Origin of the sequence: Dietzia sp. HMSC21D01 (assembly GCF_001815995.1) — a bacterium.
GTDB classification, from domain to species: Bacteria; Actinomycetota; Actinomycetes; order Mycobacteriales; family Mycobacteriaceae; genus Dietzia; species Dietzia cinnamea.
Genome location: NZ_KV824131.1, coordinates 1 through 6,976 on the forward strand (window position 1 = coordinate 1; position 6,976 = coordinate 6,976).

Here is a 6,976-nt window from a genome sequence, read left to right on the forward strand (position 1 = left end):
CGGACGGGTCGGCGGCGGGGTCGGCGGCGGGGTCGGTGCCCGTCGGGTCGGTCTCCATCCGATCAGTGCCCGACGTCGGCCACAGGGGCGGCGTCGGCGAGCGCGCCGGCCACCCGGTCGACGATCCCGGTTATCCAGCTCAGGTAGTCGGTGCCCTCGGGGAGGGTCTCGGTGAGGTCGACGACGACGAGGTCCGCCTCCTCCGCGGCGTCGCGGACGCGGGCGGTCACGGAGGTCTCGGTCTGGGTGTTGAAGGCCAGGAAGGCGACCCGTCGCTCGGCGAGCAGATCGAGCAGGGCGGCGAGGTCGACGGCGGACGGGTCGGTGTCGTTCTCGACGGAGGCGAGGAACCCGCGCGGCGTCAGGTCGGTCAGGTGTGCGGCGTCGAACAGGTGCGCGCCGACCCGCTCGGTCTGGGCGTACGGGAAGTGGCCGCGGTCGTGGATCTCCTCGAGCTCGGCCTCGAGTGGCCCCAGGGCGTCGGCGAAGGCGCGGGCGTTGGCGCGGTACTCCTCGGCGTGCTCGGCGTCGATCGCGGCGAGTTCCTCGCCGACGCGCTCGGCGACGGCCGCGACGGTGGGCAGGCTGAACCACACGTGCTCGTTCTCGTCGGCGCCACCGTGCTCGTGGCCCCCTTCTCCGTGGTCGTCGCCGTGCTCCTCGCCGGCGTGCTCGTCGTCGGAGTGGTCGTGGCCGGCGTGGTTGTGGCCGGCGTGGTCGTGGCCGGCAACGACGCCCCCGGTGACGCGCGTGAACTCGTCGACGGCCCGCACGACCGGCACGTCGTCGGCGTTCTCGAGCGCGAGGTCCACGAATCCGTCGTATCCGGCGCCGTTGTAGATCACCAGGTCGGCGGTGCCGACGGACGCCGCGTCCGCCGGGCTGGCCTCGTAGGAGTGGGGATCGGCCGCCGGGTCGGAGATGACGGACTCCACCGTCGCGTTGTCGCCGGCCACCTGCTCGGCGATGTCGGCGTACACGGTCGTCGAGGCGACCACCTGGGGGCGGTCGCCGTCGTCGGTGGCGGCCTGACCGTCGGCGCCGCAGGCGGCGAGCGTGCCCGCGCCGAGCAGGGTCACCGCGAGCGCGGCCAGCGCTCGGCGTGGGGGGATGCGCTTCTGGCGGGGGGTCGACGACACGAGCACCACTCTCGTAGTAATGGGAACCGTTGTCGTTAAGTGTAGAACCGCGGAGGCCGCGGCGTGTGAATCCGGGGGTGCGAGACGCGTGTGGGCCGGTGCGTGACGGGACGTCGTCGACGCCTGCGGCGAGGGCGGCCGCGCACGCCGCGATGTCAGCTGCGCAGGTCGGCGAGGGTACCGAGCAGCTCGACGACCGCGGGGATGTCGGCCACGCGGTGGGCGGCCGCGGTCTCGCCTTCCCCGACCTTGATGCCCACGTCCTGCGGGCGTAGGCGTGCGAAACCGCGCTCGTCCGTGACGTCGTCGCCGATGAACAGCGCGACCTCGGCGCCGGTCTGCTCGACCATCTTCTCGATGGCCGCGCCCTTGCTCGCCTCGCGGACGGCGATCTCGACCACGTTCTTGCCCTCGGTGACGAACACCCCGTCGAGAGCGGCCGGCCCGGCCATGGCCTCGGACTGCGCACGGTCGCGAGCAGCGGGATCCGGCACCGGCCGGACGTGCAGGACGGCGGCGGTGGGCTTGGTCTCGACGTGGGCGCCGGGGGTGCGGGAGACGATGTCCTCCAGCTCGGAGCGCACCCGCTCGAGCAGCGCCACCTCGTCGTCGTCGAGGGGCGAGTCGAAACCGCCCTCCCACTCCGACCCGTGGCTCCCCACCAGCACCACCGGCGCGCCCGCGCCGCTCACCTCGGACAGTGCGGCGCGGTTGCGGCCCGACAGCAGCGCCACCGTCGTGCGGGGCAGGTCCGCGAGGCGCGCCAGCGCGTCCACGGCACCGGGCGCGGGCACAGCGCTGGTGGGGTCGTCGACGAACGGCGCGAGCGTGCCGTCGTAGTCGCACGCGACCACCAGGGTGGGCGCCGCGGCAGCGCGTCGGAGGGCCTCGTCGAGCGTCTCGGGTGGCGTCATGTGGCTCAGGATAGGCGCGGTGGCGAAGTGAAAAACCCTCTACTGGCGATGTGACGCGTGCTACGTTAAGCAAACCCATAGGAACCACCAGTCGGGCGTGGCGATCACGCACCGGAGAGCGCACGAGGATTCGGGCACACGGGTGAGCCTGGTGTCCGACCGCGATCGGAAGGTTGAAGACCATGGCACCATCAGCGCTGAGAACATCCGTCCGCCGTCGTTCGAAGGGCGTGGTCGCCGCCGTCGTGGTGGCCGGGCTGGCGCTCACGGGGTGTACCTCGACGAACACCGATGACGACTCCAGCCTGCTGCAGACGCTGCAGGAGCGCGGCAGCGTGACCGTCGGCTTCGCAGGGGAGGCACCGTACTCGTTCATGGAGAACGGAGAGCTGACCGGCGCCACCGTCGCGCTGCACCGGGAGATCTTCGGCAACCTGGGCATCGAGACCGTCGAGGGCGTGAACGCCGACTTCGGCGCCCTGATCCCCGGCCTGCAGGCCAACCGCTTCGACGTGGTCAGCGCGGGGATGTCGATCCTGCCGGAGCGCTGCGAGCAGGCCGCGTTCAGCGAGCCGGAGTTCAACTACACCACCGCGCTCATGGTCGAGGAGGGCAACCCGATGAACCTCACCGACATGCAGTCGGTGGCGGACAGCGGGGCGCGGCTGGCGACCATGACGGGCGCGATCGAGTCCGACTACGCGACCGAGCTGGGCATCGACTCGATGCAGGTCGCCACGCCGCAGGACGGGATGGACGCGGTGACGTCCGGGCGCGCCGACGTCTTCGCGCTGACCGGGATCTCGCTCAACTGGATGAAGAACAACAACCCCGACGCGCCCGTCGAGGTCACCCAGTCGTTCGTCGCCGAGATCAACGGGGTGCCGCAGGTCGGCGCCGGCGGCACCGTGTTCCGCACCGACGACAAGGACCTGCTGGACGCCTACAACGAGGAACTGGCGAAGATCACCTCCGACCCGGAGAAGTACCTCTCCATCGTGGGCGAGTTCGGCTTCACGGAGGAGGAGCTGCCCGATCCCGAACTGACGACCGCCGACCTGTGCGCCGGGGCCGAGTAGCCGGCGGTGGACAGTAATATCGATTCCTTCCTGGAGGCGTGGCCGCGTCTCCAGGAAGGGATCGTCACCACCATCTATCTCACTCTCGGTGGCGCGGCCCTGGCGTTCGCGCTGGCGCTCGTGCTGGGTGTGGCGGCGGGCTCCCGTTTCATGCTCATCCGCGGGGTGTCGAGGACTATCGTCGAGTTCTTCCGCGGAACCTCCCTTTTGGTGCAGCTGTTCTGGCTGTTCTTCGTCCTGCCGCTGCTCGGCTACGAGCTCGACCCGCTGTTCTGCGGGATCCTGGCGCTGGGGCTCAACTACGGGGCGTACGCGGCCGAGGTCGTCCGCGGGTCGCTGGCCGCCGTGCCGGCCCCGCAGTGGGAGGCCGCACTGGCATTGAACTTCACGTCGTGGCAACGCCTGTACCGGATCGTCTTCCCGCAGGCGTGGGTGCAGATGATCCCGCCGCTCAATAACCTGCTGATCCAGCTGCTCAAGGGCAGCGCACTGGCCAGCTTCATCCTGCTCCAGGACCTGACCTTCCATATCGGCGAGCTGCGGCGGGTCACCGGTGACACCGTCTTCGCCTTCGGGATCGGTCTGGTGCTGTACTTCCTCATCGCCTACGTCCTCACCCTGTTCATGAACATGCTCGAGGTCGGCGCGAAGTCCCGACTCGGGGTCGGGCCGTCGATGCGTGAGGTCCTGAGTCTGCGTCCCGAACGGGTCGACGAGGCAGTGGGGGTCGGACGATGAGTGTCGACTGGAGTTGGGAACGCGCCGCCGAGGCCGTGCCCGTCCTGCTCGAGGGCTTCAGGATCACGCTGCTCGCCACCGTGGTCGGATTCCTCATCGCCGCCGCACTGGGACTGGTCGTGGCGGTGCTCCGTCGGGCCGCGCCCGCGGTGATCACGGTGCCCCTGCGGATGGTGACCGAGTTCATCCGGCTCACCCCGCTCGTGGTTCAGCTGCTGTTCGCCTACTTCCTGCTCCCACAGTTCACCGCGCTGCAGATCGGCATCGGCGTGATCGGCGTGCATTACGCGACCTACATGGCCGAGGTGTACCGCGCGGGCATCGACGCCGTGCCGCGGGGGCAGTGGGAGGCCGCGCAGGCGCTGTCCCTGCCCGCGGGCCGGACGTGGCGGGCGGTCGTGCTCCCGCAGGCGATCCGCAACACCGTCCCGGCGCTCGGCAACTATGCGATCTCGCTGTTCAAGGACACCCCGTTCCTCTTCGCCATCACCGTGGTGGAGATGGTCACGGCAGCGCAGCAGTACGGCGCCCGGAACTTCCAGTACCTCGAGCCGATCACGCTCGCCGGCGTGATCTTCCTGCTCGCGAGCTACCCGACATCGATTCTCATCCGGAGACTGGAGAAGTCCCTTGCCTACTGACGACACCACCCCGGCCGGCGACGCCGCCCCCGCCGGTCACACGCCATCGGCCGGGCCGGGGTCCACGGGCGCCGACGACGCCCCGATGGTGGTGTTCGAGAAGGTGGTCAAGAAGTTCGGCGGCCACACCGTCCTGGACCACCTCGACTTCACCGTGCGGCGCGGCGAGCGCGTGGCACTGATCGGACCGAGCGGATCGGGCAAGACGACGATCCTGCGGCTGCTGATGACGATCGAGTCGGTGGACGACGGCGTGATCTGGGTGGAGGGCGAGCCGCTGACCCACCAGCTCAGGGACGGCAAGCTGGTCAAGCCCTCTCAGAAGCATCTGCGCGCCGTCCGATCGAAGATCGGCATGGTGTTCCAGCAGTTCAACCTGTTCCCCAACATGACGGTGCTGAGGAACATCACCGAGGCGCCCATCCACGTCCTGGGCAGATCGAAGGAGGAGGCGGAGGCGCGGGCGCGGGAACTCCTGGCCACCGTGGGGCTCTCGGACAAGGAGAACGCCCACCCCACCACGCTCTCGGGCGGCCAGCAGCAGCGGGTCGCCATCGCCCGCGCGCTCGCGATGGACCCGGACATCCTGTTGCTCGACGAGGTCACCTCGGCCCTCGACCCGGAGCTGGTCGCGGACGTGCTCGGGGTCCTCCGGATGATCGCCGAGTCCACCGACATCACGATGCTCATCGTCACCCACGAGATGGGCTTCGCCCGCGACGTCGCCGACCGCGTCCTCGTGTTCGACAAGGGCAAGATCGTCGAGGAGGGGACGCCGGAGGCGATCTTCACGGACCCGCAGCAGGAGCGGACCCGCACGTTCCTCAAGGCCGTCCTCGACCGCTGAGTCCCGCGGGCCGACCGGACCTTGACCGGGCGCCGCCGCACTGTACGATTGTCGACAATCAGACGGTTCGGTGGAAGGTGCCCGCATGACAGTCACCCTGACGGCGCTTGAGCTCGCCGAGTGTTTCCGGGACGGCGCGTACTCCCCGGTGGAGTCGGCCGAGGAGGCGCTCGACGCCATCGAGCGGGTGGACGGGAGGATCAACGCCTTCTGCCACGTCGACCGCGAGGCGACCCTCGCCGAGGCCGGGCGTTCCGAGGAGCGGTACAGGAGCGGCGCGCCGCTCGGTCCGCTCGACGGGGTACCCACGTCGATCAAGGACATTTTCTACACCCGGGGCGTCCCGACCCTGCGGGGCTCCCACCTGCTGGCCGACAAACCGGGCGCCACCGATCCGGCGTCCTGGCCCGACGACGCCCCGGTGACCTCCGCGGTCCACGAGGCCGGATGCGTGGTGATCGGCAAGACCACGACCCCGGAGTTCGCGTGGAAGGGCGTCACCGACAACACGCTCACCGGGATCACCCGCAACCCGCATGACCCGGCCCTGACCCCGGGCGGTTCGAGCGGTGGGGCGGCGTCGGCGGTCGCCGCCGGGCTCGGGCAGCTCGCACTGGGCACCGACGGCGGCGGCTCGGTCCGGATCCCCGCCGCGTTCTGCGCGATCGTCGCGCTCAAGCCCACCTACGGGGTCATCCCGATGTTCCCGTCGAGCCCGTTCGGCACGCTCGCGCACGCCGGGCCGATGACCCGCACGGTGTCCGACGCCGCCGCGTTCATGGACGCTCTGCTGCGCCCCGACCCGCGGGACTGGTCCGCCGTCCCCGCGCGCGCCACCACGCCCGGCCCGGGCGGGTATCTGGCCGCGGCGACCGAGGGGACGCGGGGCGACCGCCCGCTCGAGGGCCTGCGGGTCGCCTACAGTCCCACGCTGGGCTTCGGTCGGAACGATGCCGACGTCGAGCGCGAGGTCACCCGCGCGGTCGGCGTCCTCTCCGAGCTCGGGGCGCACGTCGACACCGCCGACCCGGGCGTGACCGACCCCGTCGACGCGTTCCACGTCCTGTGGTTCGCGGGCCTGGCCGCGGTCCTCGCGCCGCACGGGCCGGACGCGATCGAGCGCGTTGACCCGTCGATGCGCGAGGCCCTGGGCCGGTATCACGACTACTCCGCCGCCGACTACCTCGACGCGGTCGCCGTCCGCATGGCGCTGGGGGCGAGGATGGCCGATTTCCACCAGCGGTACGACATCCTCATCACGCCCACCACCCCGATCCCGGCCTTCGACGTGGGGTCGGACGTGCCGCCGGGTTGGCACAGCCCGGACTGGACCTCGTGGACGCCCTACACCTATCCGTTCAACATGACCCAGCAGCCGGCGCTGAGCGTTCCGTGCGGGACGACCGACTCCGGGCTGCCGGTGGGTCTGCAGGTGGTGGGGGCCCGCTTCGAGGACCGGCTCGTCGTCCGGGTCGGCGCCGCCCTCGAGGTCGCGCTGGGCAGGGTGGTGCCCACGCCCCGGGTCCACGCCGGCGGTGCCGGGGGCGATGACCGATGACGACACCCGTCCCGGAGTCGGCCACCGGGCCGGCCGCAGCATCCGCCACCGGGCCGGCCG

General features: G+C 70.8%; 7 protein-coding genes. 5 read left to right on the forward strand and 2 right to left on the reverse strand.

The window, feature by feature from the left end; all coding sequences use genetic code 11:
* Nucleotides 1–62: 62 nt before the first annotated feature.
* Both HMPREF3086_RS16405 and otsB read right to left on the reverse strand, forming a co-directional pair.
* Nucleotides 63–1,139, reverse strand: a complete 1,077-nt coding sequence (locus HMPREF3086_RS16405; protein WP_232303122.1) for a metal ABC transporter solute-binding protein, Zn/Mn family — start codon at nt 1,137–1,139, stop codon at nt 63–65.
* A 155-nt stretch (nt 1,140–1,294) separates the two neighbouring features.
* Entirely contained in the window at nt 1,295–2,053 is a 759-nt protein-coding gene (otsB, locus tag HMPREF3086_RS16410) for a trehalose-phosphatase (RefSeq protein WP_061227453.1), read from the reverse strand.
* 182 nt (nt 2,054–2,235) lie between these two features.
* Here otsB and ehuB point away from each other — a divergent pair, with 182 nt between their 5' ends.
* The 5 genes from ehuB (at nt 2,236) to HMPREF3086_RS16435 (ending at nt 6,916) form a co-directional block, all read left to right on the forward strand.
* Nucleotides 2,236–3,132 (forward strand): ectoine/hydroxyectoine ABC transporter substrate-binding protein EhuB, encoded by an 897-nt coding sequence (ehuB, locus tag HMPREF3086_RS16415; protein ID WP_061227452.1) that lies wholly within the window; start codon nt 2,236–2,238, stop codon nt 3,130–3,132.
* Between the two features lie 6 nt (nt 3,133–3,138).
* Complete coding sequence (gene ehuC, locus HMPREF3086_RS16420; RefSeq protein WP_061227451.1) at nt 3,139–3,870, forward strand: ectoine/hydroxyectoine ABC transporter permease subunit EhuC; 732 nt, start codon at nt 3,139–3,141, stop codon at nt 3,868–3,870.
* Complete coding sequence (gene ehuD / locus HMPREF3086_RS16425) at nt 3,867–4,511, forward strand: ectoine/hydroxyectoine ABC transporter permease subunit EhuD (RefSeq protein ID WP_007628425.1); 645 nt, start codon at nt 3,867–3,869, stop codon at nt 4,509–4,511. Before ehuC ends, ehuD begins: the two co-directional genes overlap by 4 nt.
* Nucleotides 4,512–4,596: 85 nt before the next feature.
* Nucleotides 4,597–5,358: an ectoine/hydroxyectoine ABC transporter ATP-binding protein EhuA gene (gene ehuA / locus HMPREF3086_RS16430; protein ID WP_061227450.1), complete on the forward strand. Its 762-nt coding sequence runs from the start codon at nt 4,597–4,599 to the stop codon at nt 5,356–5,358.
* 85 nt (nt 5,359–5,443) lie between these two features.
* The gene (locus HMPREF3086_RS16435; RefSeq protein ID WP_070722974.1) at nt 5,444–6,916 is read left to right on the forward strand and encodes an amidase; all 1,473 of its coding nucleotides are present in this window, start codon (nt 5,444–5,446) and stop codon (nt 6,914–6,916) included.
* Nucleotides 6,917–6,976 lie beyond the last annotated feature (60 nt).

Bases quoted from the DNA above. Each gene is read 5' to 3' on its own strand.
- ehuB (WP_061227452.1), top strand. From the start codon at position 2,236: ATGGCACCATCAGCGCTGAGAACATCCGTCCGCCGTCGTTCGAAGGGC.
- ehuD (WP_007628425.1), top strand. From the start codon at position 3,867: ATGAGTGTCGACTGGAGTTGGGAACGCGCCGCCGAGGCCGTGCCCGTC.
- otsB (WP_061227453.1), bottom strand. From the start codon at position 2,053: ATGACGCCACCCGAGACGCTCGACGAGGCCCTCCGACGCGCTGCCGCG.
- HMPREF3086_RS16435 (WP_070722974.1), top strand. From the start codon at position 5,444: ATGACAGTCACCCTGACGGCGCTTGAGCTCGCCGAGTGTTTCCGGGAC.
- ehuA (WP_061227450.1), top strand. From the start codon at position 4,597: ATGGTGGTGTTCGAGAAGGTGGTCAAGAAGTTCGGCGGCCACACCGTC.